Here is a 23,861-nt window from a genome sequence, read left to right as displayed (position 1 = left end):
TGTTCGGCGTTGAGGTGGTGGTCCAGGGTGGTGCAGACCTCGTCGAAGGTGTCGCGGAAGACGGGGTGGGTGTCGTACAGGCGTCGTCCCATGCCTGCTCGCTGCGACCCCTGACCCGTGAACAGGAACGCCGTCGCACCCTCGCGTGCCACGCCCGTGACGACCGCGCGCGATGCCTCCTGGCGGCTCAGCGCCCGCAGACCGGCGACCAGTTCGTCGCGCCCGCTGCCGACGACCACGGCCCGCTGCCCGAAGCGCGCGCGGGTGGCGACGAGGGCGTGGCCGATGTGCGCCGGGTGGAGGTGCGGGTGCCGGGTGACGTGCTCCAGAAGCCGCTCGGCCTGCTCACGAAGAGCCGGTCCGGTTCTGGCGGACAGCGTCCAGGGCAGGAGGGTTCCCTCGGGAACGTCCGGTGCGGGTGGGGTGTCCGTGTCCTGTGGTGCGGGCGGGGCTTCGAGGATGAGGTGGGCGTTGGTGCCGCTGATGCCGAAGGAGGAGACGGCGGCGCGACGGGGCCGGCCGGTCTCGGGCCAGGGACGGGCCTCCGTCAGCAGCTTCACGTTGCCCGCGCTCCAGTCGATGGACCGGCTGGGCTCGTCGACGTGCAGGGTCCGGGGCAGGGTGCCGTGGCGCATGGCCTGGATCATCTTGATGACCCCGCCGATACCGGCCGCCGCCTGACTGTGGCCGATGTTCGACTTCAGCGAGCCCAGCCAGAGGGGTTCGTCACGGCCTTGTCCGTACGTGGCCAGCAGGGCCTGCGCCTCGATGGGGTCGCCCAGCGAGGTGCCCGTGCCGTGGGCCTCGACCGCGTCGACCTGGTCGGGGGTGAGCCCGGCCCCGGCCAGCGCCGCGCCGATGACGCGCTGCTGGGAGGGGCCGTTGGGCGCGGTGAGGCCGTTGGAGGCACCGTCCTGGTTGACGGCCGAGCCGCGGATGACGGCCAGGACGGTGTGTCCCTTGGCACGGGCGTCGGAGAGGCGTTCGAGGAGGACCATGCCCGCGCCCTCGGCCCAGATGGTGCCGTCGGCGCCGGCCGCGAAGGACTTGCACCGGCCGTCGGCCGCGAGGCCCCGCTGTTGCCCGAACTCCACGAACATGCCCGCGGTCGCCATGACGGTGACACCGCCCGCCAGGGCCAGCGAACAGTCACCGGCCCGCAGGGACTGCACCGCCTGGTGCATCGCGACGAGCGACGAGGAGCAGGCCGTGTCGATCGTCACCGCCGGCCCTTCGAGACCGAAGGTGTAGGCGAGGCGGCCCGAGGTGACGCTCGCGGTGTTGCCGGTGAGCAGATAGCCGCCCAGCCCGTCGTCGCCCTCGTGCAGCCGTGGGCCGTACTCCTGGGACATCGCACCCACGAACACGCCGGTGCTGCTGCCGTGCAGCTCACCCGGATCGATGCCGGCGCGTTCGACCGCCTCCCAGGCGACCTGCAGCAGCACCCGCTGCTGCGGGTCCATCGCCGTGGCCTCGCGGGGGCTGATGCCGAAGAACTCGGTGTCGAACTCGGCGGCGTCGTGCAGGAATCCGCCCTGCCGCGTGTAGGTCTTGCCGCGGACACCGGGCTCGGGGTCGTACAGCGCGTCCAGGTCCCAGCCGCGGTCGGTGGGGAAGCCCGAGATGGCGTCCACCCCGTCGTCGACCAGCCGCCACAGGTCCTCGGGCGAACCGGCGCCGCCGGGGAACCGGCAGCCCATGCCGACGATCACGATCGGGTCGTCGGCGTCCACCGCCGACGTCACCACCTGGGCCACGGCCGGTACGGGGCCCTCGTCCAGGGCGAGTTCGCACAGTCGACGGGCGAGCCGCGACGGGCTCGGGTGGTCGAAGACGAGGCTTTCGGGCAGGGCCAGTCCGGTGGCGCTCGCGATGCTCTGCCGGAGCTGGACCGCCATCGTGGAGTCCAGGCCCAGCTCACGGAACGCACGGTCGACGTCCACCGTGTCCGTACTCAGATGACCGAGCACGATGGCCGTGCGCAGCCGCACCAGCTTCAGCGCCTCACGATGGCGTTCCTCCCGCGGGAGCGCCGCCAGCAGGTCCGGCCACGCGGGGCCCGCCGCCGGAGCCTCGTCGAGCTCCTCCGGCCGGTCGGGCGCGGCGGCCGGCGCGGCGGACCGGAACGTGTCCGGCACCTCGGGCCAGTAACTCCTGCGCTGGAAGGCGTAGGTGGGCAGCTCGACACGGCGCGGCGGCCGTCCCGTGAAGACGGCCGACCAGTCCACCGGCAGACCGCGCACGTGCAGCTCCGCCAGCGAGGTCAACAGCAGCGGCCACGGCGCCTCGTTGCGGCGCAGCGACCCCACGACGATCGCGTCCGGCAGCGTCTGGCGCACCCCGAGCGTCAGAACGGGGTGCGGGCTCGACTCGACGAACGTGCCGAACCCCGCCTCCGCCATGACGCGCAGTGTCGCCTCGAAGAGGACCGGCTGCCGGAGGTTGGTGTACCAGTACCCGGCGTCCAGCCCTGCCGTGTCGACGGCGCTCGCGCTGACCGTCGAGTAGAACGCGATGTCGCACGAACGCGGCGTCACCCCGTCGAGCTGCTCCAGCAACTGCTCCCGGATGGCCTCCATGTGCGGCGAGTGCGAGGCGAAGTCCACGGCGGGGACGGCCTTCGCGCGGATCCCGTCGGCCTCGCAGCGTGCCAGCAGTTCGGCCACGGCGGCGGGGGACCCGGCCACGACCGTGGCACCGGGCCCGTTGACCGCGGCGATACTCAACTCCCCGTCGGACGGGGCGATGTACTCGGTGACACGGTCGGCCGGCAGCGGCACCGACGCCAGTGCCCCGGTGCCCGCCAGCGTCATGATCGTCCGGCTGCGGAGCGCCACGATCCGCGCGGCGTCCGCCAGGTCCAGAGCGCCCGCGATGTGGGCCGCGGCGACTTCGCCCTGCGAGTGCCCGACCACCGCGTCCGGCCGCACACCGAGCGACTCCCACACCCGGGCGAGCGAGACCATCACCGCGAAGAGCACCGGCTGGACGACATCGGCACGGTCCAGCGCGGGCGCGCCGGGCTCCCCGCCCAGTGTGTCCACCAGCGACCAGTCGACGTACGGGGCGAGGGCCTCGTGGCACGCCTCGATCGAGGTACGGAAGACCGCCGACGTACGCAGCAGTTCGCGCGCCATGCCCTCCCACTGGGAGCCCTGACCCGGGAAGACCAGTGCGACCTTGCCGTGGTCGCCGGTGATGCCCGTGATGAGCCCGGGGATCTCGGCGCCCGTCCGCAACGCCTCCAACTGCGCGTCGTGGTCGGGGCCGAGGACGACCGCGCGGTGCTGGAAGTGCGTGCGCGAGCCGGCCAGCGACGACCCGACGTCGTATGCGTCGGCGTCGGTGGCCCGCCGCTCCAGCAGCCTTCCGGCCTGGGCCCGCAGAGCCGAGTCCGTTCGTCCGGACACCGGCCACGGGGCCAGCGGGATCTCCGGCTCGCCGGCCCCCGGCGCGTCCTCCTCGGTCGTGGCCGGCACCGGCGCCTCGGCGAGTACCACGTGGCAGTTCGTTCCGCCCACACCGAAGGAGCTGACCCCTGCCAGCAGCGGCGCGTCCGGCCACGGACCGCACTCGGTCTGCACGCGCAGGTTCAGCGCCCGGGGGTCGATGGCCGGGTTGGGGGTCTCGTAGTTGAGGCTGGCCGGGATCTCCCGGTGCCGGATGCTCAGCGCCGTCTTGATCAGTCCGACGATGCCCGCCGCGCCTTCCAGGTGCCCGACGTTGGTCTTGGCCGAGCCGACGAGGACGGGGGAGTCCGCGGGACGGGCGCTGCCGTACGCGGCGCCCACGCCGGCCGCCTCCAGCGGGTCGCCGGTCGGGGTGCCCGTCCCGTGCAGCTCCACGTAGCGGACCTGCCGCGGGTCCACGCCCGCGTCCAGGCAGGCCTGCCGCAGCACCGTCGCCTGAGCCTCGGCGCTGGGCACGGTGAGGCCGTCGGTGGCGCCGTCGTTGTTGACCGCGCTGCCGAGGATGACCCCGTACACCGTGTCGCCGTCGCGCACCGCGTGTGCCAGCGGCTTCAGCACGACGACTCCGCCGCCCTCACCGCGTACGTATCCGTTGGCGCGGCTGTCGAAGGTGAAGCAGCGTCCGTCCGGCGACAGACCGCCGAACCGTCCGGCGACCTCGGCGCTCTCGGGCGCGAAGTTGAGCGCCACACCGCCCGCGAGGGCCAGTGTGCACTCGCCCCTGCGCAGGCTGTCCACCGCCAGGTGGACCGCGACCAGTGACGACGACTGTGCGGAGTCCACCGACAGGCTCGGGCCGTGCAGGCCCAGCGCGTAGGACACCCGGTTGGCGATGACACCGCGGTTCAGACCCGGCAGCGAATGCTGCGTGATCGCGCCACCGCGCTGTGCCAGCGCCGCGTAGTCGCCGGCGATCGCCCCGACGATGACGCCCGTCGAGGTCGAACGCAGCGTCTCCGGCACGATGCCCGCGTCCTCCAGCGCCTCCCAGGCCAGCTCGGCGAACAGCCGCTGCTGCGGGTCGATCGCGACGGCCTCGCGCGGTGATATCCCGAAGAACTCGGCGTCGAAACCGTCCAGCCGGTCGAGGAACCCGCCCCGGCGCAGTCCCGCACGGTGCCGTTCCGACGCGTCCGGCAGCACCTCGTCCGGGTTCCAGCGGTCCGGGGGTACCTCGGTGATCGCGCTCCGGCCCGCGCGCAACAGCTCCCAGAAGGCGCCGGCGTCCGGTGCCTGGGGGAGGCGGCATGACAAGCCGGTGATGGCGATCGCGTCAGTACCGTGCACAAGATCACTCGTCATGGTGGCGAGCGCCTCCCTCATCACGCGCTCCGAAAACGCCCGGACTGGCGTTCGTCCTGAGGGATTGATGATTGGTTCCGCCGCCCACCCCCAGCTACCCGTACAGCCCCCTATAGGACTCCGTAGGGGCCGTCGCCGTCTCGGTGACCTGCTCGGCAGGGGCCGGTGGCAGGCGGTGCACCTGGCGACAGGGCTCACACCACGGCCCCTGCCGCCAGAAGCTGTTGTGCCGTATGTGTCGGCCGGGGCCACCGGGGGAAGGGGTACGGGCGGGACCGACGAAGCCGGCCGACCCGTGGTGACGGGCCGGACGGACGACGGTGCAGGGGGTCAGGCTGACTGGGGGGTGACGGTGTGGGTTGCCTGCAGGAGCTGCTCGCGGTTCCTGATGCCCATCTTGCGGTAGACGCGGGTCAGGTGCTGTTCCACGGTGCTGACGGTGACGAACAGCCTCTCGGCGATCTCGCGGTTGGCGTACCCCTGGGTGGCGAGGACGGCGACGCGCCGCTCGGACTCACTGAGCCCGTCGAAGTCGTCCTGGCCCGTGCTGTCACCGGTCCGGCAAGCCGCGTTGTCCCGGGAGGCGACGCTCTGGGGCGTGGACGTCGGAAGCAGCGACTGGCACAGGAACTCCGCCTGACAGGCCTTGGCCAGCCGCCAGGCCCGTCGCGCGGTCGGTTGCGCCCGCTTGTCGCCCAGCCGTTGGTAGGCGCGGCTCAGGTCGGCCAGGACAGCGGCGGCCTCGTACCGCGCGCCGCACGTCTCCAGCAGCCGGAACGCGTCCCGCAGGAGCGGGAGTTGCTTCGCGGCCGCCTGGGTCAGGGCCAGTGAGTGCAGGGCCATCGCGTGCGAGCGGGTGAGCCCGTTGTCCGGTTTCGCGAGTTGTTCCTCGATGAGCCGGACCGCCCGGTCCTTCTCGCCCAGCCGCAGCCACGCGTCGGCCTCACCCAGCCGCCACGGCACGAGGGCGGGTGTGTCGAGATTCCAGCGGCGCATCAACCGTCCGCACTCCTGGAAGTCGCTGAGCGCCAGGTACGTGTTGCCGGTCGCGAGGTGATGGCGGCCCCGCGCGTACAGATAGTGCAGCCCCGCCCGGGTCAGGAACAACGCGGGCGGCGGCTCGGCCACCAGGTACTTGGCCGCGGCACCGTGGTCGCACCTAGCCGTGTGGGCTTCTATGAGGATGGCCAGTGCCAGTGCACTGCTGACGTTCCACTTGGGACCGGACAACCTCGCGTACGCCGCCTCCGCTCGGCGCACGGCATCGTCCAGCCGGCCGCGCCGCAGCGCGATCAGCGCGCCGACGCACTCACCCTGGGCCCGCCAGCCGGGAGCGTCGGAGTTGCCCGCGTCGGCGGCGATCACCTCGTACCACTTGTCGGCGGCTTCGAGCCGGTCCGCGTAGCACAGGGCGAGAAGTGCCTTGGGCAGGCCGCTCAGCTGCGACGTCGGCCTGTTCCGGGTGCCCTGGAACGCCTGGTCCGCCAGGGCCACCGCGTATTCGTCGGCCCCCCGCTCCAGAACGAGGGCGAGGGCGTGCCTCGCACGCAGTTCCGAGTGGGACGTCGCCGGCGCCGTGGTGGCCTCCAGCGGACGGCTCAGCCGGTCGAGCACTCCGGGCACCTCCGAGGCCATCAGCATCCGGGTGCTGTACAGCGCGGTCGCCGCCTCCTCGTCGTTGTCGTTGAGGTGGTCGACCACTTCCACGGCTTCGTCGAAGCTGAGGTGGAAGAGCATGCCCTCGGCTATCCACCACGCGTCGTCCCCCGTCAGTTTTCCTTCGAGTATGGCGTCCTTGAGGCCGAGGAAGTGCAGGGCGGAGTCGGCGGGACTGAGCTGCCACTGGCCGTAGGCGTACTGGGACCTCACCGACAGGCGCTGTGTCTCGTCCGACGAGCACTCACGGGCCAGCTCCAGGTACCGGATGGCCTGCGGTAGCGCTCCCTCCTCCAGCGACTGGGCCGCGGCCGTACGGAGGACGGGCAGCACCCACTCCTCGTGCAGCGGGCCGATGCCCACCAGGTGCACGGCGACCGTCTGGGGCGGGGCCCCGCTGTCGTGCAGCAGACGGGCGGCGCGGTACCGCAGGTGCGTCACCTTGTGGTGGGACATCTCGCCGAGGATCGCCTGTCGCACCCCCGCCTGCCGCAGCCGGGGCCCGTCCAGCGCGCCGACGCCCGAGAACAACCGGCTGTAACGTTTGAGCAGTTCCGGGTCGATGCCGCTCAGACGACTCAGCAGGACGGGGTTGACCGGGGCGTCCAGCAGCGCGAGGCACTGGGCGAGCCGGACCGCGCGCGGACCGAGCCGGTGCAGGTAGGCGAGGACCGCCTGGTGGAAGAGGGGACCGATCGTCGCGTCGACGGACGTCGGCTCCGCGGCGGATGCGGGCGCGGATGCGGCGCGCAGCCGGTGCTCCTCGACGAGTGCCTCGGCGAGCAGCGGATTGCCGCCGCTCATCCGGTGCATCTCGACGACGACCCGGTCCGAAGGCGGCGACGGGAGCCGGTTCGCGGCCAGTTCCTTGATGCCCAGCGGCGAGAACGGTTCCAGGTAGAGGTGCTTCGCGCTCGTCCGGTACAGCAGATCGTGCAGGACGGGCGGCGGCTGCTCGTCCACGGAGACACCGTGCATGAGGACCAGCGCCAGTGGCAGCTGGCTCAGGCGCTGAGCCAGATAGCGCAGGCAGGAAAGCGTCGCCGGGTCGGTGTGCTGGACGTCGTCCACGACGATCAGCACGGGCCGTCGGGCCGCCAGTTGCGTGATGATCCGGTAGGTCTGCCGTGCGACGGTCAGCGGATCGTCCCGGGCGTCGGGCGGCGTGGGAACGATGGTCAGGCCCGACTGTCTGTCGGGCCGGGCGCTGCCTGCGTTCCCGGCGTACCCGGCCCCGGTGGCGGACGAGTGGGCATTGATCGAATGCATGAGTTGGGCGAGTGCGCTGTAGGGGACATGTCGCTCATCGGACGAACTCACCGCACTGAGCACCATGGTGCCCGCTGAGGCAGCCCGTTCCGTCAGAGTGCGGAATAACGTTGTCTTCCCCACCGCGGTGGCCCCGCTGACGGTGGCGATGACGCCGCTGCCGCGCGAGGACTGGATCAGCACGTCGTCGAGTTGTTCGAGTAATTTGCTGCGTTCCCGTAACACTGCTTGGAACACCCCTGTCAATCTTTGAGCATGGAGCCGGCCCGCCTCCGACGTGGTATGAGACGGAAGCCCTGCAAGTTTGTGACATTCATTCGGGCAATGTCCAGCAGCCAAATATTTGGCGTGCCGCGACTGGTCGAGTGCTCTCGGGCATGCCCTCATTGCTGCTCTGAACTGTGTTTTTACCGATGGCGAGGCAAAATTACCCGTGAGTCATGCCCGATCGGGTGGCTGGATCACTCCGAGAAGGTGCCCATAGGAGGTGTTGTGTTGTCTTTTTTTTAACCCTGTGAAAGGGAATATTACTGTCCGGTTCTGGTGTGCCGGCGGCTCCACCGGCCGACCGTCGAAGTGATCGTGTTAGCGGTCGCCGCTTCCCGAGGCCGGAGCAAAGTGCGGTTCCCCGGACGAGGTGATACGCGCGTCCGCCATAGGTTTTTTTCCGTACGGAGGCCGCACGGGCCGCATGGCGCGAAAGTGTTGGCGTGATCTACTTTGCATCCGCGTTCTGCGCTCCGGCCCGATGAGGTCAGGTTTCGATCTTGCCGGGGCGCGCGGCGGGAGGTTCCGGAAAAGCAGAGCGTCGCTCAACAAATGCCTGTCGGGCGTGTGCAAGTTCACTTCGCCGCGACGACGAGTGCCTTCGTCCGCTTTGAAGATTGCCCGTTCTTTTGCCCGTCCGGGCAGGGCCCGTGTCATCGGATGCGGCGTTCACGTCGTCCTTACCCGGAGGTAATACAATTGAAGTCCGATGTGACACCGATCGGCGGGTGCGTGCCGTATCGCCGGGCTCGTGGACAATCGGCCGCGGACCGCTGTCAGAAGCCGCGTGGGGTGCAGGTGCCCCACACTTCACTCAAGGCGTCGCAGACTTCGCCGACCGTGGCACCGGCGGCGAGGGCGTCCTTCATCGCATACAGCACGTTGCCGGTGCCCGCGGCGGTCCGCCGCATCCCGGTCAGTGCCGCGCCCACCCGCTCATGGCTGCGCCAGGCCCGTAACTTCGCCATGCGTTCGGCCTGCCGGGCCTCGACGGCCGGGTCGACGAGAAGGAACGCGCAAGGCTCCTCCCCGTCGGGCCGTGCACCGTCGGCGCCGGCCGTGACGCGTTCGCGGGCGTCGGCCCGCCGGGTGGCGTCGCGCGCCGAACGCTCGATCTCGCTCTGCCGGCAACCGTGTTCGACGGCGCTGACCGCGCCGCCCAACTCCTCCATCCTGGCCAGCAGTTCGACGACCGCCACCTCGATGTCGGCGGTCATCCGGTTCCCCTCGGGCGGGTGCGCGGCAGACAGCACTCCGCGTCTCCGCGTACCGGGACGAGGCGTCGACGACGCCGGGTGTTCCGCCCCGAACTCCCCACGCGTCACACGCGCCCAGATCCGTCGTGCCGCCCGGAACCCGGCGACCTCTCCCGACGCGGGGACGCGCGCCGCGAAGGAGAAGGACAGCCACGGAGCGATGTCGCCCACGTCCGTCCCCGCCGCCACCGCGGTCCGCACGTACGCGATGCCGTCGGCCGGCGCGAAGGCGACCTCCTGCGCCGCCGTGGCCCCCGCCGCGGCCATGTGGCAGCCCGAGAAGGACACGGTGTTCCACCGGGGGAGCTGGGTCCGGCAGTACCCGATGGTGTCGGCGACCAGCCGGAGCGACGGCTCGGGCGGGAAGATGCGGCTGCCCCGGGCCATGTACTCCGTGAGCACGTCGTACACGACGGTCCCGGTCAGCCTGTCGGCCGGTACGCCCTGTTCCTCGCCCACCAGTTGGTACATCAGCAGCAACAGCGCGGCCGGGGCCCTGACCGTCATCGACGTGGACACCCTGTCGAGCGGTATGCCGCCGAACAGCACCCGCATGTCGTCGAGGGAGTCGACGGCCACTCCCGACCCGCCGGCCTTGCCCAGGGCGAGCGGCGCGTCGGAGTCGTACCCCATCTGTGTGGGCAGGTCGAGGACGACCGACAGCGCCGTCGTGCCTCTGGAGACGAGCTGCTGATAGCGGGCGTTGGCCGCGGTCGCCGTACCGAAGCCGGTGTACTGAGGCGTCGGGCACGGCCTTTCGGCCTCCAGGGGCCGCCCGGCCTCCAGCGGTCGGTACGCGTCCCGGGCGCAGGGGCACGCGGCCGGCTCCGCCACCCGCCCCGCCGAATCCCGGCCCGTGCGGCGCTCGACCCCGTGGAGCGCCCCGACGGGCAGATCGGACTGTGGTCCACGTGCCACGCGGGGCTCTCCTTCGGTCACGGCCGGACCGCGCGGTCCGGGACCGAACGTGGGATCGGATCCGGTTCCAGGTCTGGGCCCGGGACCGTGCAACAGCGGCGCACGCTTCGTGTTCATCGCCGCGCGTGGGCACAGCGGTGCCGTGCGGTGGGGCGAGGGGGGTGTTCGCGCCGGTGGCCGCCGGGGCGTGATCAGGATGGGGAGGTGGCCGCACCGGTGTCAATGCCTCGCGAGCGACCGTGCGCACGTTCGGGAAGATCTAGGCAACCGGGTCAAATCGGTAGGGGTGAGGAGGGGTTGCCCTTGACGCTCACCACTCCGCCGGTCCCGTCACCGTCGTACCGGGGGCGAGGAGCGGAACAGCCGGTTCCTGACGCGGAGTCGGCCAGGTCGGCCGATCACTCGGTGACCTGCCGGACGACGTAGCCGACGCCCCGTACGGTGTGGATCAGCTGCGGCTCGTCGTCCTTGGCGTCGGCGGTCGTGTCGGGGTCGCCGTCGAGTTTGCGGCGCAGACGGCTGATGACCAGCTCCACCACGTTCGAGCGGCCGCCGAAGCCGTACTCCCAGACGTGGTCGAGGATCTGGGCCTTGGTCAGCACGGTGGGCGACTTGCGCATCAGGTAGCGCAGGACCTCGTACTCGGTCGGGGTGAGCGTCAGCAGTCGCTGACCCCGGCGCACCTCGCGGGTGTCCTCGTCCATCGTGAGGTCCGCGACCGTCAGCACCGACCGCTGGAAGGCGGGTCCCGCGCTGCGGCGCAGCACGGTCCGCAGCCGGGCCATGAGCTCCTCCACCGCGAACGGTTTGACGAGATAGTCGTCACCGCCCCTGGTGAGGCCCGCGACCCGGTCCGCCACGCCGTCCCGGGCGGTCAGGAAGACGACCGGGACCATCGTTCCGGACAGGCGCAGGCGGTCCAGGACGGCGAAACCGTCGAGCCCCGGCAGCATCAGGTCGAGCACCACGATGTCCGGGTGGAACTCGGCGGCGCGGTGCAGCGCCTCCTCGCCGGAGTTCGCGGTGACCGCCTCCCAGCCCTCGTAGCGGGCGACCGTCGCGACCAGGTCGGCGATGGGCGGGTCGTCGTCCACGACGAGAAGTCGTACTTTTTCCACGTGCCCATAGTGCTTCACGTGGCCGGATGCGTCATGGCCGAGGGCCCCCCGGGACCAGATCGATAAACACTTGAAAGTTCATCGACAGGAAAACGACAGGGTTGGCGAGGCAGGCTCGGAGTCCCAGGACCCGAATGAGGATCCAGGGCCCGATTCGAGGGTCCGAGGACCCGATCAAGGAGTTGCCGTCCGTGACGACTGTCCAGACGACCGTTCCGCCGCCGACCGCGGCGGTGCGCCCCAAGACGGTGGCCCGCGCCGGCCTGTACGGCGTGCTGGCCCTGAACGTGGTCGTCGTGACCGTGTTCTTCATCCAGGCAGGGTTCGCCTCGAACGCCCTCATCGTGCTGGGCAGACTCGTCGGCCTGTACGGCGCGCTCCTCATGGCCTTCCAGCTGCTGCTGGTCGCTCGGCTCCCGTGGTTCGACCGCCGTATCGGCATGGACCGGCTGACCTCCTGGCACCGCTGGGTGGGCTTCGGCCTGCTCTTCACCCTGCTCGGGCACGCCGTGTTCATCACCTTCGGCTACGCCCAGTCGTCCTCGATGGACCCGGTGAACCAGCTGATCGACCTCGGTCAGACCGTCGAGGGTGTGTTCCGCGCGATCGTCGCGCTCGGCCTGATCCTTGTGATCGGCGGGGTCTCGGCCCGCTTCGCCCGCCGCAGGCTCGCCTACGAGACCTGGCACTTCATCCACCTGTACACGTACGTCGCGGTGGTGCTGGCGTTCACGCACCAGGTCGCGGCCGGTACGACGTTCACCGCGTCGTCCGCCGCCACGACGTACTGGTACGTGCTGTGGGGCGTCGCCCTCGGCGCGGTGCTCCTGGGCCGGGTCGTGCTGCCGCTGTGGCGGAACATGCGCCACCAGCTGCGGGTCTCCGCCGTGGTGCCCGAGTCCGACACCGTCGTGTCCGTCCACATCACGGGACGCGACCTCGACCGGCTGCCGGCCCGCGCCGGGCAGTTCTTCCTGTGGCGGTTCCTCACCAGGGACCGCTGGTGGCAGGCCAACCCGTTCTCCCTGTCGGCGGCCCCCGACGGCCGCTCGCTGCGGCTCACCGCCAAGACCGCCGGTGACGGCACCGCCGCCCTGCGGCACCTCAAGGTGGGCACGCGGGTCTTCGCCGAAGGCCCGTACGGCGCCTTCACCGCGATGCACCGCACCCGCTCCGAGGCCGTACTCATCGCGGGCGGCGTCGGAGTCACCCCGATCCGGGCCCTGCTGGAGGAACTGCACGGGCACGCCGTGGTCATCTACCGGGTGGGCTCCGACCGGGACGCGGTCCTGTACGAGGAACTGCGCGAACTCGCCCACGCCAAGGGTGCCGAGCTGCACCTGGTGTCCGGCCCCGTCAGCCCCGACAAGCTGGCACCGCACGAGCTCGCGCGGCTCGTGCCGGACATCAACGACCGGGACGTCTTCCTGTGCGGGCCGCCGCCGATGATGAACGCGGTCCTCGGCAGCCTGCGCGAGCTGGGCGTACCCAAGCCGCAGATCCATTTCGAGCGCTTCAGCCTGGCGGGCTGAGAGACACCGTGAGCGGGATGAGGATGAGAGAGACATCGTGAAGCGAGCAATACCTGTCCTGGTCCTGAGCGTCGCGGGCCTGATCCCGGTGTGGCGCTACGCCCCCTCGGACGGCACGACGACGACCACCGAGGCCTCGGCGCCCGCCTCGACGCCCTCCGCGTCCTCCTCCGGGGACGGCTCGTCCCAGGTGGTCAAGGGCACGACGGTGAACACCGAGAAGGGTCCCGTCCAGGTCGAGGTGACCTTCGACGGCGACAAGATCACGGCGGTGAAGCTGCTCCAGCAGCCGAACCATCCGCAGACCGAGGCGGCCGTGCCGAAGCTCATCGCGTCGACGCTCCAGGTACAGAGCGCCGACGTCGACACCGTGTCCGGGGCGACGATCACCAGTGACGGTTACCGGGAGTCGCTGCAGGCCGCCATCGACGCACAGGCCGAGTCCGCCGCGGCGGCCTCCTCCTCACCGTCCGCGTCGGCCGCCGCGTCCCAGGTCGTGGCGGGGTCCGCGGTGAACACCGAGAAGGGCACCGTCCAGGTCGAGGTCACCTTCGACGGCGACACCATCGGTTCGGTACGGATGCTCCAGCAGCCGAACCATCCGCAGACCGAGGCGGCCGTGCCGAAGCTCATCGCGTCGACGCTTGAGGCGCAGAGCGCCGACATCGACGCGGTGTCCGGGGCGACGATCACGAGCGAGGGATACGTCGAGTCGCTGCAGGCGGCGCTCGACGCGAGGGGCTGATGACAGTGGCCGTACCCGGTGTCGAAGCGTCCGTGACCGGCCCGGTCCATCGGGTAGAGCAGATCATGGGGCTGCCGATCTCCCTGCGGATCGAGGACGGCGTCCCGGCCCGGGACACCGTCGACGCCGCGGACCGGGTGTTCGCCTGGCTGCGTGAGGTCGACGCGCGGTTCAGCCCCTTCCTGCCCGACAGCGAGGTGTCCCGGCTGGACCGGGGCGAACTGGCGGACGACGAGCTGAGCCCGGATCTCGTCGAGGTCCTCGACCTGTGCGAGCGGTACCGGGTCGAGAGCGGCGGCGCGTTCCAGGTACGGCTGCCCGGCCGGGGGCTCGATCCCTGCGCCATGGTCAAGGGCTGGGCCGTCCAGCGTGGGGCCGAGCTGCTGCGGGCGTCGGGGGTGACCACGTTCTGCCTCAACGCGGGCGGTGACGTGGTCGCGGCGGGCCGGCCCTGGCGGATCGGGATACGGCATCCCGAGCGGGCCGATCGCGTCTGCGCGGTCGTGGAGGTCACGGAGGGGGCGGTGGCCACGTCAGGGCGGTACGAGCGCGGGGACCACATCTTCGACGGCCGTACGGGTCTGCCGGCGACCGGGCTGCTCAGCCTGACCGTGGTGGCGCCCACCCTGACGGAGGCGGACGCGGTGGCGACGGCGGGGTTCGCGATGGGGGCGGAGGGGGTTGAGTGGGCTGCGGCGCGTGGGGGGTGCGAGGTGTTCGCGGTGGACGCGGGGCGGGGGGTTCTGCGCAGCGCGGGGTTCCCTGTGTGACGACTGGCCGTCGTCGTCTGCGGGCACGCTACGGCTGGCCGCGCCGTTCCCCGCGCCCCTGGGGGCGCCGCGTGGGGACTGGCTGTCGCCGGGTGCGGGTGCGGGTGCGTTGTGGCTGGTCGCGCAGTTCCCCGCGCCCCTGAGGGGCGCCGTTTGGCGACTGGCCGTCGTGGGGTGCGGGCCGGTGGGGGTCGCTCGCGCCGTTCCTCGCGCCCCTGACGGGGCGGGGGTGCGGGGTGTCTTTTGCCTTTTAGGGGCGCGGGGAACTGCGCGAGCAACCCCCACCGGGCCGCAGGTGATGGACAAGCCGCCGTGAGGTGCAGGGGCGTGTCGAGCCAAATCACGAACAAAATTGTTGACAATCTTGTTCGTCTAGATTTAGGTTCGACACGCACTCACTCAGGGAGGGCACACATGCCGAAAGAAGCCCGTCCGAGCACCGGAGAGCAAGCCAGGCAGCACGCGCTCACGCAGCTGCGGCAAGCCATCCTGCGGGGCGACATGGCCCCGGCCCAACGCCTCGTGGAGAACGAACTCGCCGAGCAGTTCGAGGTCACCCGGGCCAGTGTCCGCGCAGCCCTGATCGAGCTGGAGTCGGAAGGACTCGTCGAACGCATCCGCAACCGCGGCTCCCGCGTCCGCGTGGTGACCGTGGAGGAGGCGGTCGCCATCACCGAGTGCCGCATGGTCCTGGAAGGACTGTGCGCGGGCAAGGCGGCCGTCGAGGCCACCGACGAGCAGCTGGACCAGCTGACCGCCCTGGGCGAGGCCATGTCCAAGGCCGTCGCCGACGGCGAACCGGTGACCTACTCCGACCTCAACCACGAACTGCACGCCCACATCAGGCAGTTCAGCGGCCAACAGGTGGCCGTGGGACTCCTGGAACGGCTCAACGCCCAGCTGGTGCGCCACCGTTTCCAGCTCGCGCTGCGCCCGGGGCGCCCCCAGAAGTCCCTGAGTGAGCATCTGGCCATGATCGACGCGATCAGGGCCCGGGACCCGCGGGCGGCCGAAGAGGCCGTCCGCTCCCACCTCGCGGGTGTGATCGACGCGCTGCGTGAATGACGTAACGCGTGCATGACGCCGCGGGGTGGGTCAACCGGCCTGTCCAGCAAGGAGATTGCAGGTATGACCCACGGCAACGCGCCCAACACCCCACGGTCGACGCTCGTCGTCACCGCCCACGCCGGGGACTTCGTGTGGCGGGCGGGAGGAGCCATCGCCCTCGCCGCCGCCCGCGGTGAGAAGGTCACCATCGCCTGCCTGACCTACGGCGAGCGCGGCGAGTCCGCGAAGGCGTGGCGCGCGGGCAGGTCCCTGGAGGAGATCAAGGGGATCCGCCGCGGTGAGGCCGAGGCGGCAGCCGCCGGGCTCGGCGCCGAGGTCGTCTTCTTCGACGCCGGCGACTACCCCCTGACCGTCACCCCGGAACTGACCGACCGTCTGGTGGGCGTCTACCGCGCGGCCCAGCCCGACGTCGTGCTCACGCACCCGCTCGACGACCCCTACAACGGCGACCACCCGGCCGCCGCGCGCATGGCCCTGGACGCCCGCGTCCTCGCGCAGGCCATCGGCTACCCGGCCGAGGGAGAGATCATCGGCGCCCCGCCGGTGTTCTTCTTCGAGCCCCACCAGCCCGAGATGTGCGGCTTCAAGCCGCAGGTGCTCCTGGACATCTCGGAGGTCTGGGAGACCAAGCGCAAGGCGATGGAGTGCCTCGCCGCACAGCAGCACCTGTGGGACTACTACACGGACCTCGCCGTCCGCCGCGGTGTCCAGTTGAAGCGCAACGCCGGACCCAATCTGGGTCTGGCCCACAAGACCATGGCCGAGGCGTACATGCGGCCCTATCCGCAGGTCACAGGGGAGCTGGCATGAGCGGCGTGATCGTCACCGACCCGCCGAAGGCGGAAGCGAAGGACGTCGAGGCGCTCGCCGCCTACGGAGTCGCCACCGTGCACGAGGCGATGGGCCGCACCGGCCTGCTCGGCACCCGTCTGCGCCCCGTCCAGCAGGACACCAGGGTCGCGGGCACCGCGGTCACGGTGCTCTCCTGGCCCGGCGACAACCTCATGATCCACGCGGCCGTCGAGCAGTGCGGCGAGGGCGACATCCTGGTCGTCACGACCACCTCGCCCTCCACCGACGGCATGTTCGGCGAACTGTTCGCCACCGCGCTGCAGCGGCGCGGAGTGCGCGGCCTGGTCATCGACGCGGGCATCCGGGACACCGTGGAGCTGCGCGAGATGGGCTTCCCCGCCTGGTCCGCCGCGGTCAGCCCGCAGGGCACGGTCAAGGCGACCGGCGGCAGCGTGAATGTGCCGATTGTCGTCGGCGGCCAGGTGATCCGTCCCGGCGACGTGATCATCGCCGACGACGACGGGGTGGTGTGCGTGCCGCGTGAGCGGGCCCGCAGGACCGCCGAGGCGTCCGAGGCCCGCGAGGCCAAGGAGGCCGGGGCCCGCGCCGCCTTCCAGGAGGGTCAGCTCGGCCTCGACCGCTACGGCCTGCGCGAGACCCTCGTACGCCTCGGTGTCTCCTACCAGTCGTACGACGAGTACGAGCGGGAGCGTGAGGGGGAGCGGGACGGCGGGCGGCGCGGTGAGCGGGACGGAGGCGGGTCGTGACCGGCGCCGCCGATCCCCGTACGCAGGCCCCCGCGGAAGCCCGTACCGACGAGGTGCGCTGCATGCTCATGCGCGGCGGCACCTCCAAGGGTGCCTACTTCCTCGCCGGGGACCTGCCCGCCGAACCCGCCCCGCGCGACGCCCTGTTGCTGCGGATCATGGGCAGCCCCGACCCGCGGCAGATCGACGGCCTGGGCGGTGCGCATCCCCTGACGAGCAAGGTGGCGGTGGTCTCCGTGTCCGCCGACCCGGAGGCGGACGTCGACTACCTGTTCCTCCAAGTCGGCGTTGAACAACCGGAGGTGAGTGACCGTCAGAACTGTGGCAACCTCCTTGCGGGCGTGGGCCCCTTCGCCGTGGAGCGCGGCCTGGTCCCAACGGACGGCGACCGTACCTCCGTACGGATCCGCATGTTGAACACCGGGGACCTCGCCGTCGCGGAGTTCCCCACGCCGGGCGGGCGCGTCGACTACTCCGGTTCGGCGGAGTCCTCCGCCGAGATCTCCGGTGTACCGGGGTCCGCCGCGCCGGTGGTCATCGAGTTCCCGCCGGGGACCGGCCCGCTGCTGCCGACCGGCCGTGCGCGCGACCTCGTCGCCGGCACCCCGGTGACCTGTGTGAACAACGGCATGCCGACCGTACTGATCGCGGCCTCCTCGCTCGGTGTCACCGGCTGTGAGGAGCCCGCCGACCTGGAGGCGGACCGGCAACTCGCCGCACGGCTGAGGGAGATCAGGCTGGAGGCCGGGAAACTGATGGGCCTGGGCGATGTGGAGAACACCACCGTGCCCAAACTCAGCCTGCTCGCACCCCCGTCGGGCGGCGGCGCGGTCATGACGCGCACCTTCATACCTGTGCGCTGCCACACCTCGATCGGGGTCCTGGGCGCGGCGAGCGTCGCCGCGGGACTGCGTGTCGAGGGCGGGGTCGGGGAGGGCGTGGTGAGCGTGCCGGAGCACGGGGACCGGATGCGCATCGAGCACCCCACCGGCTTCCTCGACATCGAGACGGCCCTCGCCCACGACCTCCCGGGCGGCGCGCCCGTCGCCCGGCGCACCGCCGTCGTCCGTACCGCGCGCAAGATCTTCGACGGCACGGTCTTCCCCCGGCCCGCCTGAGCCGCGCATCACCCTGGCCGCGTACCGCTCCTGAGCCGCACCCCACCCCTGAGGAGGCCTCATGGCCCCGCCGCTCGGCGACATCGCCCACCTCGGGCACGTCGAACTGCTCACCCCCGACCTGGACGCCAGCGTCCGGTTCTTCACCCAGTACCTCGGGCTGACCGAGAACGGCCGCTCGGCGGACGGGACCTCCGTCTACCTGCGGACCTGGGACGACTACGAACACCACAGCCTCGTCCTGACCGCGCACGGGACGTCCGGCATCCGCCGCACCGCCCTGCGCGCCTCCAGCGAGGAGGCGCTCCAGCGCAGGGTCAAGGAGGCCGAGAGCGCCGGCCGCACCGGCCGCTGGGTCGAGGACGAGCCGGGCCTCGGCCCGCTGTACGTCACCACCGACCCCGACGGCCACGAGATCGCCCTCTACTGGGAGAGCGAGTGGTACAGGGCGCCGGACGGTCTGAAGCCGGGCCTGAAGAACCAGCCGCAGGCCAAGCCCGGCCACGGTGTGGGCGTACGCCGTCTGGACCACGTCAACTTCCTCGCCGCCGACGTCGGTTCGAACGGCGGCTTCGTCCACGAGGTGCTCGGCGCCCGCCCCACCGAGCAGATCCAGCTCGACGACGGCAGGATCGCCGCCCAGTGGCTGACCTTCAGCAGCAAGTCGTACGACGTCGTCTACACCGAGGACTGGACCGGCTCGACCGGGCGCCTGCACCACATCGCGTTCGCCACGGACACCCGTGAGGACATCCTGCGCGCCGCCGATCTCGCCCTGGACACCGGTGTGTTCATCGAGACGGGCCCGCACAAGCACGCCATCCAGCAGACGTTCTTCCTGTACGTGTACGAGCCCGGCGGCAACCGGATCGAACTGTGCAACCCGCTCACCAGGCTGGTACTGGCCCCTGACTGGCCACTGGTCACCTGGACGGAGAACGAGCGCAAGAAGGGCCAGGCGTGGGGTCTGAAGACCATCGAGTCCTTCCACACCCACGGCACTCCGCCGGTTTCCGCTCCGTAGGCCGCCCCGCCACCGGTTGCCGTTCCGGCGACCGCGCACCTCGCCGGTTCCTGTGATTGTTGACAAAAACGTTGACAATTATGGGGCGGATTCCTAGCGTCAAGCGCATCACCGGGTCAGCCGTCGGCCGTCAGTCGCACGGATCGCGCGGCCCACCTCCCGAATCCCCTCCAGGAACCCGGCTCCTGGACGAGAGGAACAACGATGTCCCCCTCCTCTTCCTCCTTCGCCCTGTCCTCACGCGGCAGCAGAATGGCCCTCCTGGTCCTGGGCCTGTGCTGGCTGGCCGTGCTCTTCGACGGCCTCGACATGTTCATCTACGGCTCCGTGCTGCCGCACATGCTGGCCGAGAAGTCCCTCGGCCTCACCCCGGACCGGGCGGGCGACCTCGGCAGTTACGCCACCTTCGGCATGCTGATCGGCGCGCTGACCGCGGGGACCGTCGCCGACCGGGTGGGCCGCAAGAAGCTGATGGTCGCCTGCGTCACGCTCTTCTCGCTGGCCTCCGGCCTCTGCGCCCTGTCGGGCGGCGTGGCGGTCTTCGGCCTCGGCCGGACCCTCGCCGGTGTCGGCCTCGGCGGGCTGCTGCCCACCGCGATCAGCATGGTCTCCGACTACGCCCCGCGCACCCGCGCCGCCCTCACCATCGGCCTGCTGATGACCGCCCACCACGCGGGCGGCATCCTCTCCGCCTATGTGGCCCTGTGGATCGTGGAACCCCTAGGCTGGCGTGCCGCGTTCTGGGTCTGCGTGGTCCCGCTGCTCTTCGTCCCGGCGCTCGCGAAGTTCATGCCCGAGTCGCTGAGCTTCCTCGTCGCCAGGGGCCGCACCGAGGAGGCCCGCGCACTGGCCGGCCGCTTCGAGGTCGAACTGCCCGCCGAGACCGGCAAGAAGGCCGCGGGCGACCGCTGGAACGCCCTCGCGAACCTGTTCCGCGGCGGCGAGTGGACCCAGACCCTGCTGTACTGGCTGGCCTCCTTCGGCGGTCTGCTGCTGGTCTACGGAGTCGCCACCTGGCTGCCCACGCTGATGCGCGCCGAGGGGTACGAACTGGGCTCGGCCCTGACCTTCGTCGTCCTCTTCAACCTCGGCGGCATCGTCGGGATGCTGGTCGCCGGACGGGCCGCCGACCGGTTCGGCGCCCCGCGCATCTCGTCGCTCTGGTTCGCGCTGACCGCCGCGGGGGTCTTCCTGCTCAGCGTCCACATGCCGCTGGCGCTCACCTTCCTGGTCGTCTTCCTCACCGGGGTGTTCCTCAACAGCGCCCAGGTCATGATCTACGCGACGGTCTCGATCCGCTCCACCCCCGACAGCCGCGCCACCGCCGTCGGCTGGACCTCGGGCATGGGCCGCTTCGGCGCGGTGTTCGGTCCCTGGCTGGGCGGCCAGTTGCTCGCCGCCGGGAACGGCGACCGGGGCTTCACCGCCTTCGCGATCGCGGGCCTGTCGTCGATGGTCTTCATCGGCATCGCCGCGCTGCGCAGCGCCAAGCGGGCGGCGGGGAGCGACACGCCTCAGGGGCTGGTCAGCGCCCACTGAGCCCACGATGAGGGCCGCCGTGCGGGACGCTCAGCCGTGGGCGTCCCGCCGGCGAGCGGACTGCCCGTCGCGGGACTGCCTGTCGTGGCGCTGCCCGTCACGGGACTGCCTGTCCACGGACGCCCTGTCCACGGACACCCCGTCCGTGGACGACTGGTGTCCGGACAGCTGGTGTCCGGCCAGCGCGTGGGAGATGTCCCGAGTCGCCGGATACAGCCCGAGATACAGGGCGTACAACTCGTCGTAGCGGGCGCGCAGGAGCGGGTCGGGGGCGACCCGCTCGCGTACCGGGTTCCACGCGTCGATGCGCGGGTCGCCGACCGCGCCGGCGGCCAGGAACGCGGCCCCGTAACTCGCGCCGAGCGACACGGTCCTGACCTCCTGCTCCAGGCCGGTCACCGAGGAGACGATCCCGGTCCACAGGCCGCCGCGGACGCCGCCGCCCACGGCGACGACCCGGCGGACGTCCGCCCCGGCCGCACGCATCGCCTCCACGTTGTGCCGGACGCCGAAGGCCGTGGCCTCCAGAGCGGCGCGGTAGAGATCGCCGCGGGTGTGCTCGATCGTCAGCCCGGCGATCACACCCCGGGCGTGCGGATCGGCCACCGGAGTCCGCTCGCCCGCGAAGTACGGGAGCATCAGCAGCCCGCGCGCACCCGGCCCGGACTCTGCGGCCTCGGCGAGCAGGGTCGCGTGGTCGGGCGCCCCGGACAACTCCCGCAGCCAGTCCGTGATCACACCGGACGTGGCCATGCCGCCCGCGAGGCTGCGGGTGCCGGGCAGGGCCCCGACCGTGCTCCACAGCTCGGGCACCAGCAGACGGTCCGCCAGGGTGTGGATCAGGAACATGGTGCTGCCGTACATGAGCATGAGGTCACCCGTGTGTTGGGCCCCCACGCTCAGCGCCTCGGACCAAGCGTCGACCGTGCCGGTGATCACCGGGACTCCGACGGGCAGGCCGGTGGCGTCCGCGGCCTCTGCCGTGACCCGCCCGGCGATGTCCCCGGGCCACAGCAGCCGGGGCGGCTCCAGCCAGGGTGCGATGTGCCGCGTCCACGGTGCGTACCACTCCTGGGCGACGGAGTCGTACAGCGGGACGGCCTGGCTCGCCGAGTGGTGGTCGAGCGTGTAGGCCCCGGTGAGCCGTCGCACCAGGTACGAGCTGGGCATGTAGAGGCGCCGGGCCCGCGCGACCGTCTCCGGTTCGTGCTCCGCCAGCCAGGCGATCTTGGGGCCCACGGCCTGGGTGGAAAGCAGGGAGCCGCAGCGCCGCAGTACGGCGTCACGGCCCAACTCGGCCTCCAGGCGGGCGATCTGCTCGGTGGCGCGGGTGTCGACGCCGTACAGGATCGCCGGACGCAGCGGGGTGTCCGCCGCGTCGGTGAGCGTGACGCACGGGCCCATCCCGCTGACGCCGACCGCGGTGACGGACGCGCCGTCGTGCGGGGACGTCAGCAACTCCCGGGCGAGGGAGGCGAACTCGTCCCACCACACCCGTGCGTCCATCTCGACGTGTCCGGGGCGCGGCCGGTCGACCGTGTGCGGCCGTACGGCCGTCGCGAGGACCGTTCCGTCCTCGTCCACCAGCACGCCCTTGCTGCTGGACGTACCGATGTCGACCCCGAGCACCGTCATGTCCCCGCGCCCCGCCTTCGTCTCGACGTTCTCTCCGTCCTCCCTGTTCTACGGGAGGGAGAGGGAACCGTCGCGCTGCGGGGGAATCGCCACGCCGTTCTGCTGGAGCGCGACCGTGCGCGCGGGGGAGGGGATGCGGATGCCTTCGAGGCGGTACCGCTTGTGCAGCCGCTTGATGAACTCGTGCTTGATCCGGTACTGGTCGCTGAACTCGCCGACGCCCAGGATCACCGTGAAGCTGATCCGCGAGTCCCCGAACGTGTGGAAGCGGATGGCGGGTTCGTGCTCGGGCATCGCGCCGTCGATCTCCGTCATGACCTCGGTCACGACCTCGGAGGTGACGCGCTCCACGTGCTCCAGGTCGCTGTCGTACCCGACGCCGACCTGCACCATCAGGGTCATCTCCTGTTCCGGCCGGCTGTAGTTGGTCATGTTGGTGCTGGACAGCTGGGCGTTCGGGATGATGACCAGGTTGTTGGAGAGGTTGCGTACGACGGTGTTGCGCCAGTTGATGTCGACGACGTACCCCTCCTCCCCGCTGGTGAGACGGATGTAGTCGCCGGGCTGGATCGTCTTCGAGGCGAGGATGTGGATGCCCGCGAAGAGGTTGGCGAGGGTGTCCTGGAGGGCCAGCGCCACCGCGAGACCGCCGACGCCCAGGGCCGTGAGCAGCGGGGCTATCGATATCCCCAGGGTCTGCAGCACGACCAGGCAGCCGATGGCCAGGACGACGACCCGGGTGATGTTGACGAAGATCGAGGCCGAACCGGCGACACCGGAACGGGACTGGGTGACCGCCCGCACCAGACCGGCGAGGACACGGGCCACGGTGATGGTGGCGGCGAGCATGACCAGGACCGTCAGGATCTGGTTGACGGTGTGGTTGACCTTGCCGGACAGCGGCAGTGCCGCCGCCGCGGCGGCCACTCCGCCGGTGATCGCCGCGACGGGTACCAGCGCGCGCAGCGCGTCGACGAGGACGTCGTCGCCGGTCCACCGGGTACGGGTCGCGTGCTTGCCCAGCCAGCGCAGCAGAAAGCGGAGCAGGACCGTCGCCACGAGCCCGGCGATCAGCCAGACGCCTGCCAGGATCCAGTCGTGGGCAGTGAGGTCTCGGTTCACCGACTGCCTCCCGTCGTGCGGGGGACAGGGCGTACGCCCGTCATGTGTGTCGTCACCTGGTAGCCACCTGCTGCTCGATTCCGGGATGTGCCGGCCCGTCGGTCCTGACATGGTGTCGACCGGCGGGACTGGCTCATCTTGCTACATGCGCGCGGATGCTTCGCGGCGCAGCCGCACAGGTCAGGCCATCTCCCACGGACAACGCCGCCAACTCGGTACATCTCCGGGCCTGTTGACGCCCGCTCCGGCCGGTACGGGAACCGAGTCCGCCCTGCCGTCCGCCCCGGCGGGCCGACGGCGAGGCTGTTCCGGGCCAGGTACCAAGTTGGCCTGGATCCATCGACACAGGCACCTCACAAGTCACGAACCGCCCTGACGACAGGGGCGCAGCGTGCGCGGAAGGCAGGGGCGCAGCCCCGCCTTCAGGGGCGCGGGGAACGGCGCGGCCAGCCACACACCCCCCGCAGCCGCGACACTCCCGCAAGCGGCACAG

The 23,861-nt window shown here is 71.1% G+C and carries 15 protein-coding genes; 9 read left to right on the top strand and 6 right to left on the bottom strand.

The window, feature by feature from the left end:
- The 4 genes from ACFVH5_RS08490 to ACFVH5_RS08475 all read right to left on the bottom strand — a co-directional run.
- Positions 1-4,772: beta-ketoacyl synthase N-terminal-like domain-containing protein (locus ACFVH5_RS08490; RefSeq protein ID WP_385832780.1), on the bottom strand; the 4,772-nt coding region annotated here is incomplete at its 3' end.
- 330 nt (positions 4,773-5,102) lie between these two features.
- Positions 5,103-7,922 carry a helix-turn-helix transcriptional regulator gene (locus ACFVH5_RS08485; protein ID WP_385832784.1) on the bottom strand — a complete coding sequence of 940 codons (2,820 nt, stop codon included), beginning with the start codon at positions 7,920-7,922 and terminating at the stop codon, positions 5,103-5,105.
- A gap of 818 nt (positions 7,923-8,740) precedes the next feature.
- Positions 8,741-10,138, bottom strand: a complete 1,398-nt coding sequence (locus ACFVH5_RS08480) for a methylmalonyl-CoA mutase family protein (protein ID WP_385832779.1) — start codon at positions 10,136-10,138, stop codon at positions 8,741-8,743.
- Positions 10,139-10,536: 398 nt separating this feature from the next.
- Positions 10,537-11,256: a response regulator transcription factor gene (locus ACFVH5_RS08475; RefSeq protein ID WP_385832778.1), complete on the bottom strand. Its 720-nt coding sequence runs from the start codon at positions 11,254-11,256 to the stop codon at positions 10,537-10,539.
- Between the two features lie 191 nt (positions 11,257-11,447).
- On the opposite strand from ACFVH5_RS08475, the gene ACFVH5_RS08470 reads away from it, so the two are divergent.
- From ACFVH5_RS08470 to ACFVH5_RS08430, 9 genes are all read left to right on the top strand, one after another.
- Positions 11,448-12,788, top strand: coding sequence for a ferric reductase-like transmembrane domain-containing protein (locus ACFVH5_RS08470; protein WP_385832777.1), 1,341 nt, complete (start codon positions 11,448-11,450; stop codon positions 12,786-12,788).
- A gap of 37 nt (positions 12,789-12,825) precedes the next feature.
- Positions 12,826-13,533 carry an FMN-binding protein gene (locus ACFVH5_RS08465; protein ID WP_385832776.1) on the top strand — a complete coding sequence of 236 codons (708 nt, stop codon included), beginning with the start codon at positions 12,826-12,828 and terminating at the stop codon, positions 13,531-13,533.
- Positions 13,533-14,303 (top strand): FAD:protein FMN transferase, encoded by a 771-nt coding sequence (locus ACFVH5_RS08460; RefSeq protein WP_385832775.1) that lies wholly within the window; start codon positions 13,533-13,535, stop codon positions 14,301-14,303. The genes ACFVH5_RS08465 and ACFVH5_RS08460 overlap by 1 nt, the downstream gene beginning before the upstream one ends.
- 414 nt (positions 14,304-14,717) lie before the next feature.
- Positions 14,718-15,368, top strand: coding sequence for a GntR family transcriptional regulator (locus tag ACFVH5_RS08455; RefSeq protein WP_385832774.1), 651 nt, complete (start codon positions 14,718-14,720; stop codon positions 15,366-15,368).
- A gap of 63 nt (positions 15,369-15,431) precedes the next feature.
- Positions 15,432-16,181: a PIG-L deacetylase family protein gene (locus ACFVH5_RS08450; RefSeq protein ID WP_385832773.1), complete on the top strand. Its 750-nt coding sequence runs from the start codon at positions 15,432-15,434 to the stop codon at positions 16,179-16,181.
- The gene (locus tag ACFVH5_RS08445; RefSeq protein ID WP_385832772.1) at positions 16,178-16,930 is read left to right on the top strand and encodes a 4-carboxy-4-hydroxy-2-oxoadipate aldolase/oxaloacetate decarboxylase; all 753 of its coding nucleotides are present in this window, start codon (positions 16,178-16,180) and stop codon (positions 16,928-16,930) included. The genes ACFVH5_RS08450 and ACFVH5_RS08445 overlap by 4 nt, the downstream gene beginning before the upstream one ends.
- Positions 16,931-16,992: 62 nt before the next feature.
- Positions 16,993-18,048 carry a 4-oxalomesaconate tautomerase gene (locus ACFVH5_RS08440; protein WP_385832783.1) on the top strand — a complete coding sequence of 352 codons (1,056 nt, stop codon included), beginning with the start codon at positions 16,993-16,995 and terminating at the stop codon, positions 18,046-18,048.
- A 61-nt stretch (positions 18,049-18,109) separates the two neighbouring features.
- Positions 18,110-19,072, top strand: a complete 963-nt coding sequence (locus ACFVH5_RS08435) for a catechol 2,3-dioxygenase (protein ID WP_385832771.1) — start codon at positions 18,110-18,112, stop codon at positions 19,070-19,072.
- A 204-nt stretch (positions 19,073-19,276) separates the two neighbouring features.
- The gene (locus ACFVH5_RS08430; RefSeq protein WP_385832770.1) at positions 19,277-20,611 is read left to right on the top strand and encodes an MFS transporter; all 1,335 of its coding nucleotides are present in this window, start codon (positions 19,277-19,279) and stop codon (positions 20,609-20,611) included.
- 30 nt (positions 20,612-20,641) lie between these two features.
- Here ACFVH5_RS08430 and ACFVH5_RS08425 read toward each other — a convergent pair whose 3' ends face one another.
- Both ACFVH5_RS08425 and ACFVH5_RS08420 read right to left on the bottom strand, forming a co-directional pair.
- Positions 20,642-22,246 carry an FGGY-family carbohydrate kinase gene (locus ACFVH5_RS08425; protein ID WP_385832769.1) on the bottom strand — a complete coding sequence of 535 codons (1,605 nt, stop codon included), beginning with the start codon at positions 22,244-22,246 and terminating at the stop codon, positions 20,642-20,644.
- 48 nt (positions 22,247-22,294) lie between these two features.
- Positions 22,295-23,368, bottom strand: coding sequence for a mechanosensitive ion channel family protein (locus ACFVH5_RS08420; protein WP_384811923.1), 1,074 nt, complete (start codon positions 23,366-23,368; stop codon positions 22,295-22,297).
- Positions 23,369-23,861: the final 493 nt, after the last annotated feature.

Origin of the sequence: Streptomyces sp. NPDC127119, from assembly GCF_042677425.1 — a bacterium.
In the GTDB taxonomy this organism is placed as follows: Bacteria; Actinomycetota; Actinomycetes; order Streptomycetales; family Streptomycetaceae; genus Streptomyces.
Note: the sequence above shows the minus strand (reverse complement) of the source record. Positions and strands in the feature narration are given on the sequence as shown.

Excerpts from the sequence above, each read along its gene's own strand:
- ACFVH5_RS08460 (WP_385832775.1), top strand. The coding sequence starts at position 13,533 with ATGACAGTGGCCGTACCCGGTGTCGAAGCGTCCGTGACCGGCCCGGTC.
- ACFVH5_RS08455 (WP_385832774.1), top strand. The coding sequence starts at position 14,718 with ATGCCGAAAGAAGCCCGTCCGAGCACCGGAGAGCAAGCCAGGCAGCAC.
- ACFVH5_RS08450 (WP_385832773.1), top strand. The coding sequence starts at position 15,432 with ATGACCCACGGCAACGCGCCCAACACCCCACGGTCGACGCTCGTCGTC.
- ACFVH5_RS08445 (WP_385832772.1), top strand. The coding sequence starts at position 16,178 with ATGAGCGGCGTGATCGTCACCGACCCGCCGAAGGCGGAAGCGAAGGAC.
- ACFVH5_RS08440 (WP_385832783.1), top strand. The coding sequence starts at position 16,993 with ATGCTCATGCGCGGCGGCACCTCCAAGGGTGCCTACTTCCTCGCCGGG.
- ACFVH5_RS08435 (WP_385832771.1), top strand. The coding sequence starts at position 18,110 with ATGGCCCCGCCGCTCGGCGACATCGCCCACCTCGGGCACGTCGAACTG.
- ACFVH5_RS08430 (WP_385832770.1), top strand. The coding sequence starts at position 19,277 with ATGTCCCCCTCCTCTTCCTCCTTCGCCCTGTCCTCACGCGGCAGCAGA.
- ACFVH5_RS08425 (WP_385832769.1), bottom strand. The coding sequence starts at position 22,246 with ATGACGGTGCTCGGGGTCGACATCGGTACGTCCAGCAGCAAGGGCGTG.